Below are 16,014 nucleotides of genomic sequence, written 5' to 3' on the forward strand. Positions count from 1 at the left end.
GATCATCGCGTTGACGGCCGCCGAGGGCCGGACGGCCGACGCGGTCGAGCTGCCCGGGTGCCTGGTCGCCGCCCATCCCGAGAAGCCCTGGACTGCCGCGCCCTGGTTCGGCCGGGGCTGGCCGACTCCCTGCCGCCGCGCTGGGCTCGCCGGTGGGATTCCACGAACTCACCCGCGACGAGGCCAAGGCCGCCATGACCCGGAGCATGCCGGCGGAGCTCGCCGACGACGCCCTGGACGTCCTCGGATCCCCGAGCCCGGCCGAGCCACGTGTCAGCCCGGACGTCCGGCGAATCCTCGGCCGCACCCCGCACGCTCTCGCCCACCGGGCCGCCCGCAACGTCGCCGCGCTCCGCCGAGGCCGGGTGGCGCCGCCGGAACTGTCCACGCCCGGCTCGAACAGCTACGGCACGACGCGGAGGGACCCGGAAGGCACAGCACCTCGACGACGGCGGCGGCGAGGCCTGGCCACGCCTCGTCCCGTACCCGAAGATTCTCGCGTGGCAGATACGGCACCGACCGAAGAAGAGACACCCGACGGGCTGCTGGGCTGGTGTCTGGTGGCCAACGTGGCGCGGGAAACCACACGCGGCGAGGGCGGCCTCGACATCCAGTACGGCACGAAGCACTTCCCCGTCGGCGCCCTGCTGTGGATCCCACCCACCCGCTGGGACCCCGGCGAGGGGCGCTGGCCTGCGGTCGGCCGGCACAGGGGCAACGGCCGCCGGTACGTCAACATGGTCGTGCACGCGGACGACCTGGAGAACTTCCGGGTCAAAGGCGTCTACAGCGAAGGCCTCGTCCGCAGCCTCAACGGCCACCTCCACGACCCCGCCGCCCCGCGGACCCTGCAGGACCCGTGGACGCGCGAGCGGGCCCAGAGCTGGGCGGACCACCGCAACGACACACGCCAGAGCATCCGCATCGACGGCGAACGCCACCCACGGATCCGCGTTCCCAACCCTCCCCCGGCAGAACTCCAGGTCGGCGGCGAGATCCTGCACCTCGCCCACTACGGCACCAGCGGCCCCCACTACAGCCGCATGCCACCTCCCGTGGAATGGGTCCCCGAGACCTGAGCCGGGCGTTCGAACCTGCGGGCCGGAGAGGCCGTCCGGCACGGTCGGCGCCCCGCAAGGACTCCGGCAGCTCGGCGACCGTGACGCGGAGGCACACGTAGCTCGGTGATCAGCGGCTGTGCCGGCAGCAGGCAGGTGGACGCCTGGGCGGACTCCCCGGCGGCAGGGCGGCCGTCCGGCGCGGTCGGGCTGCCGTCGAAGCGGGGGAGCCTGCGCGGCCGGGCGTCACGCCCGGCCCGGAGTGCTCCTCCTGGCCGGGGCGGAGGTGCGATGATGACCGAACGGGCAGGCACGCGGACGTGTGCACGACGGGGAACGGGCGGGGTACGTCGATGACCGAGGTACGGATCAGCGTGGGGAGCCCCGCGGGTGCCGCTTCGCTGGCCGGGTGGCTGCGGCGCGACCCGGAGGCGGCCCGCTCCGGTGTGGTGGCCGCGCCGGCCGGCGCCTCCGGGCAGCCAGCGGGCGCGATGGGCGCCATGGACGTGGTCACCGCCGTCATCGGCAATCCGGTCGACCTGCTGGGCCTGCTGGTCGCCGTCGCCGCCTGGCGGCGGCCACGCGACACGCGGCCTCCCACCGTACGGGTCACCGAGGCGGACGGGACGGTGCTCGAAGGCACCGCCGAGGACGTGATCGGCGTTCTCCGGGCTCGGCGCGAAAACGGCGGCGCGCCCGTTCAGGCCCCGGAGGGCGGGCAGGCGTCCGAGCACGGTGGCGCATGACGGCGCGGCTGTCGGACCGGGGGGCCTCCCGGGCCGTACTCATCGGCGTCGACACGTACGGCGCGCAGACCGGACTCGCCCCGCTGCCCGCCGTGCGGCGGAACCTCTCCGCGCTGCGCGCCGCGCTGTGCGACCAACAGGTGTGGGGCCTGGCGGAGCAGCACTGCCAGGTGCTCGGCCCGCGGGCCGGCCTCGGCGCCGTGATGGAGGCCGTCGACGGTGCCGTGCAGGAGGCCACCGACACCCTGCTGGTGTACTACGCGGGCCACGGCCTGCTGCACCCGGACCGGCCGACCGACCTGCACCTCGCCCTGCACGACTCCAACGAGCACCAGATGTGGCGCTCGCTGGCGTACGCCCACATCCGCGACGAGGTGCGGGCCGCTCACCGGCAGCGGGGGCTGAAGTGCGCCGTCGTCCTGGACTGCTGCTTCAGCGGCGCCGCGGTCGAAGGCGGTATGGGTCCGCACGAGACGCTGCTGCAGAAGGCGTCCGACATCGACGGCGTCTGCGTGCTCACCTCCAGCGCGGCCACCGAATTCGCCTACTGCCCGCCCGACGAGGAGCTGTCGGCCTTCACCGGGGCGCTGTTACGCCTGCTGGGCACCGGAGTGCCCGGCGGCGGCCCCGTGCTCGACTTCGGGACGGTGCACGGCTGGCTGCGACGCGAGCTGGGCGCCCGCGAACAGCCCCAGCACCCGCAGCTCGGCGCGCACAACTCGGGTGAGCGCATCGCCGTCTTCCGCAACCCCGCGCACCTGCCCCGGGTTTCGCCGGGCGAGGTGCACGGTTCCGACGTCCCCGGGACGCCCGAGCGGCTGTTCGGCCGGGAGCGCGAGCTGTGGCAGCTGACCGCCGAGGCGGCTCTCGGGCCGGGCGTGCTACTCGTGCACGGACCGCCGGGCGTGGGCAAGTCGGTCCTGGCGGCCGAGCTGTACCGGCGGCTCGTGGAGACGCCGCCCTTCATCCCCGCCGCCGGCCCCGGCGTGTCCGGGGCCGACTCCTCGCATGCCGCCTCCGGGATTCCCGTAGTGCTGCTCGACGACGTCACGGACACCGCGCAGGTCGCTCGCGCGACGGGACGAGCGCCGTCCACGCTGTTCCTGGTCACCAGTCGCTCCTCGCTCGCCGATGTCACCGCCCGCCGCTTCCCGCTCGCGCCGCTCCGGCGCGACGACGCGGTGGCCATGCTGCAGGACCTCAGCGGTCTCACCGGGCACGAGTCCGAACTGGACGAGATCGCCGAGCTGTTGAGCTGCTTCCCGCTCGCCCTGCGCCCGGTCGCGGCGCGGCTGCGCCGCACGCCGCCGGATCTGCTGCTGGACGCGATGCGGGAGTCCGAAAGGCCGTTGCAGCACCTGCACTCCGACGACGACCGGGTGCGTACCGCGTTCGCGGTGTCCTACGACGCGCTCACCGCGTCCCAGAAGCAGGTGCTGCACGACTGCGCCGGCCATCCCGGGCCCGACTTCGACCGCCACTCCGCGGCCGCCATGAGCCAGATGCCGCCCGGCATCTGCGGGCTCATGCTGGAGGAACTGGTCGACGCGGGCCTGCTGCAGCGCACGGGCGGGCGCTACGCCTTCCACGGCCTCTACCGCAGCTACTCGCGCACCGGGCCAGACAGTACGGAGGCGCTGCGCCGCACCTGGCTCTACCTGCACCTGCGGCGCGCTCTGCGGGACAGCCGCGAGGACCGCGCCGATCGTACGGCCTGGCCGAGCGCCGCGATGGCCGAGCTGCGTGCGGCTTCCCGTGCCGCGCGCGAGGCGGCCTGGCCCCAGGCGGTCGAGCTGAGCTGCGAGATCGCCGACGCCCTGCGCGAGGAGCGGCGGCTCGCGGAGGCGAAGGAGGAGGCGGACGCCGCGTACCGGCACGCGATCGGCCTCCGCGACGGCCCGGCCATCGCACGGGCCCGGGGGTGCCTGACGCTGCTGGGCGGCCAGACCGGCCCCGTCCAGCAACTGCAGGACCTCGATGTCCCGGCCGTACGCACGGAGTTGACCGAGGAACTCGACCGGGCCGCGCGCGCGGTCAGCACGTCGCCGGAGTCCGCTTCCGAGCGCGGGCGTCAGCTGATGTCCCTGGCCGAGCGGGCGCTGGGCGCGGGCCTGGCCGAAGAGGCCATGCGGTTCCAGTCCGCGGCCGGCACGTGCCTGTCGGAAGCGGGCGAGGACCGGCTCGTCGCCGAGTGCCTGGCCGGGCAGGCCGCCCTGCACATGTACGTCGGCCAGTACCCACAGGCGTCGGAGAACGCCCGGCACGCAGCGGGACTCCTCGACGACCAGGCCGACGGGGAGGGGGCCGCGCACGCGTACGCGTGCGCGGCGGAGGCGCAGCGCAAGCTCGGACATCTCGACGACGCCGCCGAACACGCCGGACGGGCCCTCGACCGCTTCGCCGCCGCCGGTGATCCCGCCGCTCTCAGCTACGCCCACCGCCTCATGGCCAAGATCGTCTGGGCGCAGGGGCAGCACGCCAGGGCGCGTGGGCTGATGCGCAAGGCCCAGGAGCTGGACGGCAGTTCCACCGCCGACGCGGGCCCCTCCACACGTGCCATCGCCTACCCGTCCCGTTCTCCGCGCACCTCCGAGCCGGGGCCGCCCGAGCACGCAGGGCCGGTGCTGCTGGAACGGCGGGGGCCGGCGTGACCCCGCGTCCGCGGAGGCGGGGGTCCACCGCCCGGTGACGGCGCTCCGGCGGGCCCTGCGCACGGTGGGCGCCGTACCGGGAGTCCCCGTGGCGCCCGTGTAGCGTTTCCCCTGACCCGGCCCGCGCGGGGCGGCCGTCCGGAAGGGTAGGGGCACAGTGGTGGCGGTGCAGCGGATCACGACGCGCAACGCTCGTTTCCAGCAGTTGCAGACGCTGCTCGGCAACCGGACCAAGCGGGGGCGTGCGGGGGAATTCCTCGTCCAGGGGGTGCGGCCGATCTCGATGGCCGTCGAGCACGGGTGGACGGTACGCGCGCTGCTCTACGACGCCGGGCGGCCGCTTTCCCGATGGGCCGAGGAGCTGCTACGCGGCACCGAGACCGAACGGGTCGCGATGGCACCGGAGTTGCTCGCGGAGCTGAGCGAGAAGGCCGACGGCGGCGCGGAGATCCTCGCGGTGGTGGGGATGGCCCCGGACGACCTGTCGCGGATCAGGGTCCACGACGGCTTCCTCGGCGTGCTCTTCGACCGGCCGACGCAGCCCGGGAACATCGGGAGCATCGTGCGCTCGGCCGACGCCTTCGGCGCCGACGGCCTCATCGTGACGGGTCACGCGGCGGACCCGTACGACCCCAAGTCGGTGCGGGCGTCGACCGGTTCGTTCTTCGCGCTGCCCGTGGTGCGCAGCCCGTCGCACCACGAGGTGATGGAGTGGCTCGCGGGCGAGCGCGCCCAGGGGCGGCCGGTGACGGTCGTCGGGACGGACGAACACGGCGACGCCGACATCGCGGAGACCGACCTCACCGGGCCGGTCCTGCTGCTCGTCGGCAACGAGACCGCAGGTCTCAGCAACGCGTGGCGGGGCCTGTGCGACCACGTGGCCTCCATCCCCATGACCGGCTCCGCCAGCTCCCTCAACGCCTCGAACGCCGCCTCCGTCGTCCTCTACGAGGCGCACCGCCAGCGCAGGGCCGCCCGGCACCGGGGGTGACCCGTCCGCGGGCGGACGGCTCGCCGGGGGTGAACGGCACGCAGGCGGACGGCAGTTCTCAGTGGCGGTACGCCGCGGTCGCCGCGTCGGCGAAGGAGCGGACCAACGGGTTGGCGTCGCCGGTGTTCCACGCGGCCACCACCCGGCTCGGTGGCATGCCGGCCAGCGGCACCACCGCCAGCTCCGCGGACAGGTCGTGGCCGAGCGGGGCCAGGCCCACCGTGCCGTTCCACAGCACGGCCTGGAGGCATTCGTGGACGGCCCGCACCACCGGGCCCTCGCGTGGGCGGCCGCCGTTCCAGTACGACTGCCAGACGGGGTCGGTGCCCGGCGGGAACCGGAACCAGGGGCGGTCGTCGAGGTCCGCCACGCGCAGCCGTTCGCGGCCGGCGAGCGGGTCGTCGGCACGCAGCACCACGCCGACTGGATCGGTCCGCAGTGTGCGTACGGTCAGGGCGGTCTCGTCGAACGGCGCCCGGGTCAGGGCGACATCGACGAGACCGGCGCGCAGCCCGCACGTCGGGTCGGTCAGGTCGGCGTCGCGGACGCGGATCTCGACGCCGGGGTGGCCGCGGCGGTAGGCGGCGGCGAGCCGGGCCGCCCCCGGGTCGGTGCCGTCGCCCAGGATGCCGACGGTGAGGACCGCGCGGCCGGCCGCGGCGCTCGTCCGTTCCCGGACGCGGTCGGCGTGGGCGAGCAGGGCCCGCGCCTCGTCGAGCAGCACCGCGCCCACCGGGGTGAGGGAGACACCCGCGGGCGAGCGGGTCAGGAGCAGGGCCCCGACCTCGTCCTCCAGCTGCCTGATCGCCCGGCTCAGCGGCGGCTGGCTCATGTGCAGCCGGTGGGCGGCCCGCCCGAAGTGGAGTTCCTCGGCGACCGCCACGAAGTAGTACAGGGTCCGTAGCTCCACGCCGTGACGATACCCGTGGGGTATCGGCGGCGCGGAACAGGTCTTGGACACCGGCGGGGCCCTGGCGGTGCACTCGTCATCACACCGACCGACCTCCCCGAACGGGAACCATGGACATCGCCTACTGGACCGTCGCGAGCCTGCTCGCCCTCTTCTACGTCTACGCGGGGACGCTGAAGCTCACCCGCAGCCGCGAGCGGCTCCGCCCGATGATGGCCTGGGTCGACCGCATGCCGCTGCCCGCGGTGCGGGCCCTGGGAGCGGTCGAGCTGCTCGGCGCGGCCGGCCTCGTCCTGCCCCCGCTGACCGGCGTCGCCCCCGTGCTCGCACCGGCCGCCGCGGCCGGCTTGCTCCTCCTGCAGGCCGGCGCGATCCCCGTCCACCTGACCGGCGAGGACCGCCGCATCACCCTCAACATCGGGCTCGTCGCCGTCACGGCCGTCACCCTGTGGCTGGCCGTCGCGCGGTGAGCGCAGGCCCCGCGCCGCAGGTCAGGAGGTGTAGCGGGCCGTGCTGTAGTCCCCCTCGGCGGTGCGCTTCACCGCCTCGTCGCTCCACGAGTTGGGGGTGGCCAGCCGCCAGGCCCTGCGCAGGACCGCGTGCTCCGCGCGGTTCATGGTGACGTACCACTGGCCGAAACGGCACCAGCCCATGGGCTCGTCGCTCTCCGTCGCGACCGCGCGCACCAGGTCGGCCACCACCGGGCGCAGCGCGTCCTCCTGCTCGGCCCGCGCCTCCAGGTACTGGTTCATCCGGTAGGTGGCCTGGTCGCCGTGCTGGAACATCGCGTACGCGGAGTCCTCCATGTGCAGCCCGTGCTCGCCCCGGACGGCCCTGCCGCTGCGGGTGACCTGCTCCTGGGAGTGCGCGGCGACACCGGCGTTGAGCCGGTTGAGCAGGTCGGCCTTCTCGCGCGAGGCCTCGGCGATCTGGCCGCCGCCGGCCATGCCGCCCATCGCGCGGTAGGCCTCGTGCAGGTCGTAGTCGCCGGTGTAGAGGTAGGTCCGCCACCTCGGGTCGCCCTTGAGCGCGGCGAGGGCCGCGCCGCCGCCCGCCACCCCCACGGTGATCGGCACGTACTGCTCGCCCCTGGGCCCCTCCTGGACGATGCCCAGGTCCAGGACGCTCTGCGGCGGCTTGTCGATCCGTACGCCGACGAGTCCCTGCCCCGGCCTCCAGTGGCCGACGAAGCCGTCCAGGTCCTCGCTCTCCAGCCAGCGCAGCACCGCCGCGGGGTCGCCCGGCGCCTGGCCGCTCCCTGTGCCGTAACTCTTGTCGACGGAGCCGGGCTTGATGGACTTCTCCAGGATGGTGTGGGGCTTGGGCTTGGCGCCCTCCTCGATGCGCTTGACCGAATACCTGCCCGTCTCGCGCACGGCGATGGTGTAGTGGGACTTCTTGCACACCGCCGAGATGGGCGCCCAGTGCCTCTCCCACAGGATCTCCCGCAGCGCGCCCGCGCGGCGGCCGGGGGTGACCGTCCCCGCCGTCCGCGGCGCCCCGGGGACGTACGCGGCGGCCTCGAACTTCCGCGCCGCGGCGGCCGCGGCCGCCTGCCCGCCGGTGTCCTCCCCGCCCAGCACGCGCTGCACGGGCGCCCCCCGCCGACCCCCCTCGATCATGCGCGTCACCGCGGTGTTGCCGACGCTGCGCTGGAGCCCCGCGGCCTCGGGTGAAGCCCCGCCGCCCTGCCGTAACGCCCCGGCAGCCCTGCGAGAGAGCCCGCCCTGCTCCGGCTGGTCCTTCGCGTGCATGCTGCGTCCCCTCACCCGTCGATCTTCCTTCGTACCCGATTCACCGCCGGGCGGGAAGTGCCTGTCCGGCCCCGTTACGGCCGAGCGGGGGCCGGGGGCCGGTCGGCGGTCAGCAGGCGGCGCAGGGAGGTGGGGGTGCGGCCGAGGTGGTGGTGGAGGGTGCGGGTCAGGTGGGACTGGTCGGCGAAGCCGAGGTCGGCGGCGAGGGCGGCGAGGCTGGGCTCGCCCTGCTCCAGGCGGTCGAGGGCGCGGGCGACGCGGACGCGGTTGCGGTAGCGGGTGAGGGAGACGCCCAGCTCGCGGGGGAAGGCCCGGCTCAGGCGGTAGGGGGAGACGTCGAGCAACTGGGCGAGGGGGAGGAGGCCGTCGGCGGCGGGGTGGGCCGCGGTGATCGCCTCGCGGGCCGCCGCGACGAGCGCCGCGTCGCCGCCAGGAGGGCGTGCGGGGGCGGCGACGGTCCGGGCCACCGTCGCGGCGAGCAGGCCGAGCAGCTCCTCCGCCAGCGCGTAGTCGACGTCGCCGCTGCGTGCGCTCGCCAGCAGGCGGCGGTGGGCGAGGTCGAGGGGCGCGTCGGCGTAGACGGTCGGGGCGGGCGGGCGCGTGGCCTCGCCGGCCATGGCGCGCCAGAGGGCCGGGGTCACGCTCACGGACGTGCAGTCGTCGCCGCCCGCGGGGTGGGCGAAGTGCTCCTCCTCGCCGGGCACGCCGACGTAGGCCGTCGTCGCGTCGAGGTCGGCGGCGGTGCCGGACGCGCGCCGCCGGAAGCGGCCGCGGCGGACGAGCACCACCCGGTAGTCGTCGTGCACTTCGGGCGCCGACCAGCGCGTGTGGTCGTCCCGGCAGGACACAGCGGTGACGCTGAAGTCGGGCCGGACGGCGAGGGTGGTGGCCGAGCGCACACCTGAACGCTAGTCCGGGGGTCTGACAACGACCCGCCCGCAAGGATGTCCAAGACCGTGCGGGGAGGGTTTCGGCAGGCTGATCCGCGTGCCTCCCGTCCGGCGTCCGGGCCGGGGCCCGGAGTCGGGGCCCGGAGTCGGGGCCCGGAGTCGGGGCCCGGCTCCGGGGCCGCCTCGCCACCGGGGAGCGGGGCACGCCACCTGTCACCGTACGAAGGGTCACCCCATGTCCGTCAGCACGCTCTCCACCACGATCGTCGTCGACTGCGCCGACCCGGCGGCCCTCGCCGCCTTCTACGGCAAGGCCACCGGCTGGGACGTCACCTCCAGCGACGCGGAGTACGCGGCCCTCGGCAACGGCGGTCCGGTGCAGATCGCCTTCCAGCGCGTCGAGGGCCACCGGGCACCGGACTGGCCGTCCGCCCCGGCCCGCACGCACCTCGACCTCACCGTCCGCGACGTCGGGAGCACCGTCGCGGAGCTGCTCGCCGCGGGGGCGGGCAAGCCCGCGTTCCAGCCCGGCGAGGACAGCTGGGTGGTGCTCACCGATCCCGAGGGGCACCCCTTCTGCCTCGCCGCCGGCGAGTGACACCTCGGGCGTGACGGGCCCGGCCCCTTCCGGGGGGACCGGGCCCGTCATGCCGCGGGGTCAGGAGTGCTGGGGCGGGATGAGGCCGCAGAGGTGGGTGCCGGGGTCGGAGGGGGTGTCGCTGATCCAGAACTGGCGCCACAGGGCGGCGAATTCGGACCGGTCGAGGTGGCCGTCGCCATCGAGGTCGAGCAGGTCGAAGACGCCCGTCAGGTTCTCCGGGCGGCCGTTCCACGTCTCGACGAGCCGGTGGTGCTCCTCGCGGGTGATGCGGCCGTCGCCGTCGGCGTCCACCGCGTCGAAGACGGTGTCGGCTGTCGCCGTCACCTCGGCGAGCATCGTGGGGAGGCGGTCGACGACGAGAAGCATCTCGGCCAGGTCCACCGCTCCGTCCCCGTCGGCGTCGGCGATCCCGGCGATCAGTCCCCACCAGCCCAGGAGCACACCCTCGACGCGGGCGCGCAGGCCGGCGTCCCGGCCGACCGCGGGCAGCGCGCTCCAGCGGTCCGCCAGCGCCCTGAAGTCCTCCTCCCGCAGATAGCCGTCGCCGTCCGCGTCGAACGCCGCGAACATCCCCCTGAACTTGCGTTCCTGAAACACGCTGGCCACAAGCGCCTCCCTCTCCGACGCCGAACCCGGCCCCGCGCCCCGCGGAGCCGTACGCAAAACGGTAGGGGCGGGCGTACCCGCGCATCCACGGGCACATATGCGCGAGCGCACGGCGGTGAGCCCGGGGCCGGACGGCGACACGCCCGCGCCCTGGCGGTGGGACGTGGACGATCCGGGCGGGAGCTGATCAACTCGGCGGGGGCGGATGCCCCGGGGCCGGATGCCCCGCGCCGGTACGAGGCGCCGTGGAAGGAGAGGGCAGACATGACGTCCGTGCCGCCGGAGGACGAGGCTCCCGTCGTCACCGGGGAGATTGCCGGGTCCTTCGCGTGGGGGGTGCTGCACGAGCGGCACCCGGCGCTGATCGCGCGGGTGCGGGGGGCCACGCCGTATCCGCCGCGGCAGCAGCGGGCATTGGACGCGCTGCTGGCGGAGACCGGCACGGGCGGGGTCGTGGCGCCGCTGGACGCGGCCGAGCCCGGCGCGGACACGTGGGCGCGGTGGGGCGAGGGTTACGTGGGGCGGCGGTGGGCGGAGGTGCCGTTCCTGTGGGCCGAGAGCTTCTTCTACCGCAAACTCCTCGCGGCGCTGGGGTACTTCACGCCGGGGGCCTGGCAAGGCGTCGATCCCTTCGCACCGTTCAAGCGGGCCGAACTCGCCGCGGGGAAGGTCGACGAGGAGCTTGCGGCGGTGCAGCGGCTGCCGCACCTTCTCCCGGAGGAGCGGGACATGGCCGTCCTCCTCTCCTCGTTGTGGGGCAACCGCGCCGACCTGGGCTTCCGGATCTCCGCCGGGGACGGCGGAGCGGGGGAGCGGGTGACGGGGCTGGTCGCCGACGACAGCGCCGCGTTCTGGGAGGTGCTGGACGGCGGGCCGCCCGGCACGGTCTGCCTCGTCGCCGACAACGCCGGGCCCGAGCTGCTGCCGGACCTGGTGCTGGCCGACCACCTGCTCCGTACCGGGCGGGCCGCGGACGTCGTGCTGCACCTCAAGCCGTATCCGTACTTCGTCTCCGACGCGACGGTGCGGGACGTGCTCGACTGCCTGGACCGGATGGCCGCGGGGCCGGGCGACGAGATGGGGCGGCGGCTGCGGGACGCGATCGCCGGGGGGCGGCTCGTACTGCGCGCGCACCCGTTCTCCTGCGCGCCGCTGCCGTACGCGGACATGCCCGCGGACCTGCGCGCCGACTTCGCCGCCGCCACGCTCACGGTCATGAAGGGCGACCTGAACTACCGGCGCCTGGTCCAGGACCGGCTCTGGCCCGCGACGACGCCCTTCGCCGAGGTCACGGCCTACTTCCCGGGGCCGGTGGCGGCCCTGCGCACGCTGAAGTCTGACGTCGTCACCGGACTGGCCCGGCGGACGGCGGACGGTCTCGACGCGGCGGACGGGGCATGGCGGACGAGCGGGACGCACGCACTGGTCCAGGTCAGGGCGTAACCGCGCGCGTACCGGGCGAAACCGGGCCACGGTGGCGTAGCTCACGAAAATCCGACAAACGGAACTGCCGCATCCGCTTGCTCGTCCCTCCCCACGAACGGCGAATCCCGCAATGGGCGAATCCCGCGAAGCGCGAGGGAAGGACGGGCGGAGTCCGGCATGGGCGAGGCGAGGAGCGGAGACCGGCACCCGGCGGACACGGGGTGGCCGGGCGACGCGCGACCGGAGCGCGCGGGCGCGGACGGTACGGGGAGCGCGCCCGGCCCGGGTGACGTGACCTCGCGGGCCACCGCGGTCCGACCCGGCCCCGTGCCCGAACCGGCCGCCACCGCCTTCCGGCCCGCAGCCGCACCGGCATCAGCACCCGTGCCCGTGCCCGCAGCCGCACCGGCATCAGCACTCGCACCCGTGCCCGCAGACGCACCCGCACCCGCACCCGCACCCGCCGAGCGCAGGCGCGGGCTCGACCTCAGCGTGCCGCAGGTGGCGGGGAGCGCGGTGGCCGCGGTCGTCGCCGCCAAGCTCGCCTCGAACCTCGGCGTCTACGGCACCATCGTGGGCGCGGGCGTGGTCAGCGCGCTGGGCACCTGCGGCGGCTCCGTCCTGCAGTACGTCTTCCGGCACACCGGCCGCCGCGTCCAGGAGGCCGCCGTCCAGGCGGGACCCGTCGCCCGCCGGGCGCTGACCAGGACCGACGGGCTGCAGCGCGCGACCGGGGCGGCACCCGGGAAGGGCCTGGACGGTCTGGACGGCCTGGACGGTACGGACCCGGGCCCGTACGCAGCGGCCGGGCACTCCCCGGACCGTACGCGTACGCTCCCCGCGCCCGGCACCACCGGCGCGGGCGATTCCTCCGGCGCCCACGACGGCTACGGCGCGGCCACTTCCTACCGGGCCGGGCGGCAGCGCAGGTGGCGGCGGCCCGTGGTCGCCGTCGCGCTCGCATTCGGGCTCACGATGGCCGGGATCACCGGCTACGAGGCCATCGCAGGCGAGAACCTGAGCGGCCACGGCGGCACCACCATAGGCAACGCCTTCACCGGCCACGGCACGGGCCACTCCGGCGACTCCGGCGACGGCAGGAGCAGCGACTCCCCGTCCTCCCCGACGCCCTCGGCCCCCGCCGACCGGCACCCCGGCAGCGGCGAACCGTCCGGCCCGGCCCCCACCACCACCGCCCCCGGGCGCGGCGACGGCGGCGGCGATCCGCAGGCCACCCCCGACCCCGCACCCTCGACCGCAGCCCCCACCACTCCCCCGGCGACGCCCGACCCGACCCCCACCGCGGGGAGCGGGACCGGGGACGGCGGAGGCGCCGGCGGCGGGGCCACCACCACCGCCCCCGCGGCGCCTCAGCCGGGCGGCGGCTGAGCGAGCACGGCCCGGACCCTCGCCGTCGTCGCGTCCAGGCCCGACCGGACCGCGGCGAGGGCGGCGGTGTTGCGGGCGATCGCCGCCGTCTGGAGCGCGCTGTCGGCGGCGTGCCAGGCGGTCACGACGTGCGCCTGCTGCTTGCACGCCACGTCCGCGGTGGCGGTGGCCAGTTCGCGTGCCGAGGGGGTCGCGGACTGCCAGTCGGCGTCGTTGTCCGCCTCGACGGGGTCGGCGTAGCGGTAGCCGCGGGCGGCCATGCAGGCGGACCAGCCCGCGAAGGCGCGCTTCACGCCCGGGTCGCTACGGGACTGCTGCCAGGCGTCGATCTGCAGCGTGTTCGGCAGCTCGGCGCGGGTCAGCGCGTCGTCCGTGCCGGTCAGGGCGCGGTTGGCCTGCGCGGTGCAGCCGCCCTCGGGCACGGGCCGGCCGCCGATGCGGGGGTGCGGCACCGGCTTACCCGCGGGGTCGAGGCCGAGGCTGACCAGCGAGCGGTCGGCGGCGCTGCGGTGGTCGGGGCGCGCGGCCTGCTCGGCCTGCTGCGCGGCCCGGTCGCGCCGGTCGACGCGGACGTACGACGGGGTGAGCGCCGTGTGGTAGCCGTAGCCGCGGGCGGCCGCGGGGTCGGCGAGCATGTAGCGCCGGGCGGTGAGCGAGGTGACGTCCGCGTCGTCCGCGGTGAAGGCGGGCGGCAGCGGGTCGGGGCTGAAGCCGAAGCCGGCGAGGCAGCGGTTGGCGAGGATCTGCCGGGCGGTCAGGTAGTCGCGCAGCTGGCGCCCGGAGGGCAGGTACGCGGCGAGCGGGATGTCCGGGGCGGCGCCGGTCGCCCCCGGGCCCGCGGACGGGGCCTGCGCCGCGTGGGCGGCCCCGTCCGTACTCCCCGTGCGGCCAGGGCCTTCCGGCGGGGTGCAGCCCGCGGTGGCGGCGAGTGCGACGGCGGCCACGGCACCCGCCGCGGCCGCCGCGAGCCCGGCGCGCGGCCGGGCGTGGGTGGTCGGCACAGCGGGCCTTACTGCGTCCAGAGGTAGGACGCGTTCTGGTTGTAGGTGTTCACCAGCTGCTTCTTCTGGAGCGTGCCGACATAGTCGGAGGCACCCATGAAATTGCTGTTGTAGAACACGTACACGGACTTCGTGACGTTGCGGTTCCATGCGGAAGCCGCATTGTTCTTGACGTACTGGCCGTATCCGGGGACACCGCGCGTCAGGAACGTGTAACCGGCGAGGTTCTTGATATTGCCGTCCTCGTAGCGGCTGTCGAAAAGCGACCCCGCCTGGTAGGAGTTGTAGTACAGGCAGAACTCGCCCGTCCTCGCCTGGCCGGAGACGCCGGCGTCGCAGACGCCGTCGCGGTCCGCCGCCGTGGCCGTGGCGATGCCCATGACCGCGGCCAGGGCGCTCGCCGACAGCACCGCCGCGGCCCCACCCAGAACCTTCCTTGCCTTGCTCATCGAACGTCCTCTCGGATGACGGAAATCGACTGATGACTTCCGCTGCCGAGGAAGATACTCCGGATATCCTGGAATGGCCGCCACGACCCACCCCGGAATGACAATGCATAAAGTTTGACATTCATTTGACATTCACGCGTCAGGAATTCCGCGATGCCGCGACGTCCGCGAGCATCCGCCGCTGGTGCCGGTGCCCCACCGTCTCGTACCCGACCACCGTCACGAACGGCGCGAGCGTGAGGACCAGCAGGCACACGGGCACGGAGACGCCCGCTGCGGCGAGCAGTGCCGCGGCCAGCAGCACGAGCAGCGTGAGGCCGATGAGCAGCAGGTGGAAGGGGTCGGGCGCGGACAGCAGCAGGGTGTGCAGCAGATAGACCGTCAGCAGGTAGAGGCCGACGGGCAGCGCGAGGGCGAGCACGACGGCGAGGTCGCCGATGTGCGAGTGCTCCTCCAGGCTCAGGCCCGCGACGTGCAGGCCCGCGCCCGCGCCCGCGATGCCGAGGAAGACGGCCATGTGGCCGTAGCCGAAGAGATACCCGCGCGACCTGCGGTGGACGAGGATGTCGCCGAACGGCACGGCGAAATACACCCACCACATACCGAACGTCAGGCCTACGCCCGCGATGACGATCGCGACGGCGTTCCACGTCCACATCGTGCCGTCCCGGCCGCCGAGAAGTTCACCCGAAGAGGCGACGGTGCCGACGACGCCCTCCCCCAGGGTGATGATCGCGAAGAGGCCGTAGCGCTCGGCGACATGGTGCGGATGCCACGGCGTGCCGCCCGCGCCGCCCTGACCGAACACCGGCAGCAGCAGTTCGAGGACCGCCAGGACGGCGAAGACCGTGAAGGCGGCGGCCGGCGGCATCCGCACGAAGCCGACGACCACCCAGCCTGCCTGCACGGCCACCGTCCAGCGGATGCTGGCCATGCCGACGTCGTGGAAGTCCGGCGCCGCGCGCGCCGCCCGCCACCACTGGGCGAGCATCGCGACGCGCATCACGACGTAGCCGATCACCATCGCCCGCAGCTCCAGATGTCCGCCCTCCTTGACGGAGTGGAACATCGCGGGCAGTCCGAGGGCGAAGACGACGACGCCGATCATCTGGAGCATCGTCAGGACGCGGTAGAGCCAGTCGTCGGTGCCGAAGGCCGAGGAGAACCAGCTGAAGCTGATCCAGGCGACGGAGATCGCGAACATGGCGAGGACGAAGGCCACGACGCCCTTGCCGTAGACGCCCTCGGCGAGCATGTCGGCGAACTGCCCGGCCGCGGTGCCGACGGCGACGACGAACGTGAGGTCGAAGAGCAGCTCCAGGGGGGTGGAGACGCGCCCGCCCTCCTCGGGGTCGCGGCCGCTCATCGGCACGAGGCCGTGGGCGAGCGCGCCGCTCCCGCCGTCCGCGCCGTCCGTGCCGTTCCCGCCGCCGCCCGTGCCGTTCTCGGACTCGCTCATACGCAGCATCATGCCGTGGGGCCGGACTGCTGCGCGTTCACCAGCCTCTTCCGCCTCCCCGCACCGGAACGGCCACCCTCCCCG

15 protein-coding genes and 1 pseudogene are annotated in these 16,014 nt (G+C 74.6%); 9 read left to right on the plus strand and 7 right to left on the minus strand.

Annotated features, from left to right (window positions below):
- Positions 1-131: 131 nt before the first annotated feature.
- The 5 genes and pseudogenes from IH54_RS47110 to IH54_RS0126835 form a co-directional block, all read left to right on the plus strand.
- Positions 132-356: pseudogene (locus IH54_RS47110) on the plus strand (NmrA family transcriptional regulator); the annotation flags it as partial.
- A 144-nt stretch (positions 357-500) separates the two neighbouring features.
- Positions 501-1,079: a hypothetical protein gene (locus IH54_RS0126820; protein ID WP_031521538.1), complete on the plus strand. Its 579-nt coding sequence runs from the start codon at positions 501-503 to the stop codon at positions 1,077-1,079.
- Positions 1,080-1,411: 332 nt separating this feature from the next.
- Complete coding sequence (locus IH54_RS40235) at positions 1,412-1,804, plus strand: effector-associated constant component EACC1 (RefSeq protein ID WP_052397909.1); 393 nt, start codon at positions 1,412-1,414, stop codon at positions 1,802-1,804.
- The gene (locus tag IH54_RS41930) at positions 1,801-4,455 is read left to right on the plus strand and encodes an ATP-binding protein (RefSeq protein WP_052397910.1); all 2,655 of its coding nucleotides are present in this window, start codon (positions 1,801-1,803) and stop codon (positions 4,453-4,455) included. The genes IH54_RS40235 and IH54_RS41930 overlap by 4 nt, the downstream gene beginning before the upstream one ends.
- A gap of 160 nt (positions 4,456-4,615) precedes the next feature.
- Positions 4,616-5,446, plus strand: a complete 831-nt coding sequence (locus IH54_RS0126835) for an RNA methyltransferase (RefSeq protein WP_043182357.1) — start codon at positions 4,616-4,618, stop codon at positions 5,444-5,446.
- 58 nt (positions 5,447-5,504) lie between these two features.
- On the opposite strand, the gene IH54_RS0126840 is transcribed toward IH54_RS0126835, so the two are convergent.
- The gene (locus tag IH54_RS0126840; RefSeq protein ID WP_234343895.1) at positions 5,505-6,356 is read right to left on the minus strand and encodes a LysR family transcriptional regulator; all 852 of its coding nucleotides are present in this window, start codon (positions 6,354-6,356) and stop codon (positions 5,505-5,507) included.
- Positions 6,357-6,466: 110 nt separating this feature from the next.
- On the opposite strand from IH54_RS0126840, the gene IH54_RS0126845 reads away from it, so the two are divergent.
- Complete coding sequence (locus IH54_RS0126845; protein WP_031521547.1) at positions 6,467-6,826, plus strand: DoxX family protein; 360 nt, start codon at positions 6,467-6,469, stop codon at positions 6,824-6,826.
- A 21-nt stretch (positions 6,827-6,847) separates the two neighbouring features.
- On the opposite strand, the gene IH54_RS0126850 is transcribed toward IH54_RS0126845, so the two are convergent.
- Both IH54_RS0126850 and IH54_RS0126855 read right to left on the minus strand, forming a co-directional pair.
- Positions 6,848-8,110 (minus strand): hypothetical protein, encoded by a 1,263-nt coding sequence (locus IH54_RS0126850; protein WP_031521550.1) that lies wholly within the window; start codon positions 8,108-8,110, stop codon positions 6,848-6,850.
- A gap of 74 nt (positions 8,111-8,184) precedes the next feature.
- On the minus strand, positions 8,185-9,009 hold the full coding sequence (locus IH54_RS0126855; RefSeq protein ID WP_031521552.1) for a helix-turn-helix domain-containing protein: 825 nt from the start codon (positions 9,007-9,009) through the stop codon (positions 8,185-8,187).
- A gap of 226 nt (positions 9,010-9,235) precedes the next feature.
- On the opposite strand from IH54_RS0126855, the gene IH54_RS0126860 reads away from it, so the two are divergent.
- Positions 9,236-9,598, plus strand: a complete 363-nt coding sequence (locus IH54_RS0126860; protein WP_031521554.1) for a VOC family protein — start codon at positions 9,236-9,238, stop codon at positions 9,596-9,598.
- 60 nt (positions 9,599-9,658) lie between these two features.
- On the opposite strand, the gene IH54_RS0126865 is transcribed toward IH54_RS0126860, so the two are convergent.
- Complete coding sequence (locus IH54_RS0126865; RefSeq protein WP_031521556.1) at positions 9,659-10,207, minus strand: EF-hand domain-containing protein; 549 nt, start codon at positions 10,205-10,207, stop codon at positions 9,659-9,661.
- A gap of 264 nt (positions 10,208-10,471) precedes the next feature.
- On the opposite strand from IH54_RS0126865, the gene IH54_RS0126870 reads away from it, so the two are divergent.
- Together IH54_RS0126870 and IH54_RS0126875 are read left to right on the plus strand one after the other, a co-directional pair.
- The gene (locus IH54_RS0126870) at positions 10,472-11,650 is read left to right on the plus strand and encodes a damage-control phosphatase ARMT1 family protein (protein WP_031521558.1); all 1,179 of its coding nucleotides are present in this window, start codon (positions 10,472-10,474) and stop codon (positions 11,648-11,650) included.
- Between the two features lie 408 nt (positions 11,651-12,058).
- The gene (locus IH54_RS0126875; RefSeq protein ID WP_052397915.1) at positions 12,059-13,021 is read left to right on the plus strand and encodes a hypothetical protein; all 963 of its coding nucleotides are present in this window, start codon (positions 12,059-12,061) and stop codon (positions 13,019-13,021) included.
- Here IH54_RS0126875 and IH54_RS0126880 read toward each other — a convergent pair.
- The 3 genes from IH54_RS0126880 to IH54_RS0126890 all read right to left on the minus strand — a co-directional run bounded on the left by IH54_RS0126880 (position 13,003) and on the right by IH54_RS0126890 (position 15,930).
- A complete protein-coding gene (locus IH54_RS0126880; RefSeq protein ID WP_031521562.1) occupies positions 13,003-14,022 on the minus strand; it encodes a hypothetical protein in 1,020 nt (339 codons plus the stop codon). The genes IH54_RS0126875 and IH54_RS0126880 overlap by 19 nt on opposite strands.
- An 8-nt stretch (positions 14,023-14,030) precedes the next feature.
- Positions 14,031-14,471, minus strand: coding sequence for a peptidase inhibitor family I36 protein (locus IH54_RS0126885; protein ID WP_063762378.1), 441 nt, complete (start codon positions 14,469-14,471; stop codon positions 14,031-14,033).
- A 139-nt stretch (positions 14,472-14,610) separates the two neighbouring features.
- The gene (locus IH54_RS0126890) at positions 14,611-15,930 is read right to left on the minus strand and encodes a low temperature requirement protein A (RefSeq protein WP_234343897.1); all 1,320 of its coding nucleotides are present in this window, start codon (positions 15,928-15,930) and stop codon (positions 14,611-14,613) included.
- Positions 15,931-16,014: the final 84 nt, after the last annotated feature.

The sequence above is a fragment of the Streptomyces sp. NRRL F-5123 genome (assembly GCF_000721495.1).
Lineage (GTDB): Bacteria > Actinomycetota > Actinomycetes > Streptomycetales > Streptomycetaceae > Actinacidiphila.

Bases quoted from the DNA above. Each gene is read 5' to 3' on its own strand.
- IH54_RS0126870 (WP_031521558.1), top strand. From the start codon at position 10,472: ATGACGTCCGTGCCGCCGGAGGACGAGGCTCCCGTCGTCACCGGGGAG.
- IH54_RS0126860 (WP_031521554.1), top strand. From the start codon at position 9,236: ATGTCCGTCAGCACGCTCTCCACCACGATCGTCGTCGACTGCGCCGAC.
- IH54_RS0126845 (WP_031521547.1), top strand. From the start codon at position 6,467: ATGGACATCGCCTACTGGACCGTCGCGAGCCTGCTCGCCCTCTTCTAC.
- IH54_RS40235 (WP_052397909.1), top strand. From the start codon at position 1,412: ATGACCGAGGTACGGATCAGCGTGGGGAGCCCCGCGGGTGCCGCTTCG.
- IH54_RS0126850 (WP_031521550.1), bottom strand. From the start codon at position 8,110: ATGCACGCGAAGGACCAGCCGGAGCAGGGCGGGCTCTCTCGCAGGGCT.
- IH54_RS41930 (WP_052397910.1), top strand. From the start codon at position 1,801: ATGACGGCGCGGCTGTCGGACCGGGGGGCCTCCCGGGCCGTACTCATC.
- IH54_RS0126890 (WP_234343897.1), bottom strand. From the start codon at position 15,930: ATGAGCGAGTCCGAGAACGGCACGGGCGGCGGCGGGAACGGCACGGAC.
- IH54_RS0126885 (WP_063762378.1), bottom strand. From the start codon at position 14,471: ATGAGCAAGGCAAGGAAGGTTCTGGGTGGGGCCGCGGCGGTGCTGTCG.